Source organism: Microbacterium sp. ISL-103, assembly GCF_018613995.1.
In the GTDB taxonomy this organism is placed as follows: Bacteria; Actinomycetota; Actinomycetes; order Actinomycetales; family Microbacteriaceae; genus Microbacterium.
Genome location: NZ_JAGGPD010000226.1, coordinates 1 through 428, shown reverse-complemented (window position 1 = coordinate 428; position 428 = coordinate 1). Strand labels below are relative to the sequence as shown.

Here is a 428-nt window from a genome sequence, read left to right as displayed (position 1 = left end):
GGGGCCGGGCGAGGTCGCGCTCTGCTGCGGGCGCTGCTCGACACGGCCGTCGAACGCGGAGCCCGTGAGGTCTTCCTCGAGGTGCGCGCCGACAACCCGGGTGCCGAGGGTCTCTACCGCTCCGAGGGGTTCGACGAGATAGCCCGCCGCCCGCGGTACTACCAGCCCGACGACATCGACGCGATCGTGATGCGCCTCGCGCTGCAGCATCGGCGTTCCGACCACCGAGACGAGTCCGCTCCGGATGCCGCGAAGGAGGAGACCGCATGACCGAGCCGCTGGTGCTGGGCATAGAGACGAGCTGCGACGAGACCGGCATCGGGATCGTCCGAGGACGCACCCTGCTGTCGAATACGATCGCCTCGAGCATGGACGAGCACGCCCGCTACGGCGGCGTCGTGCCCGAGGTCGCCGCCCGCGCCCACCTC

The 428-nt window shown here is 71.0% G+C and carries 2 pseudogenes (1 of these 2 running past the window's edge); both read left to right on the top strand.

The annotated features are described in order from the left end of the window. Window positions 1–270, top strand: a pseudogene (locus tag J7E68_RS09185) (GNAT family N-acetyltransferase); it begins 158 nt to the left of the window's first position. Next, window positions 267–428, top strand: a pseudogene (locus J7E68_RS09180) (tRNA (adenosine(37)-N6)-threonylcarbamoyltransferase complex transferase subunit TsaD); the annotation flags it as partial. The pseudogenes J7E68_RS09185 and J7E68_RS09180, both read left to right, overlap by 4 nt.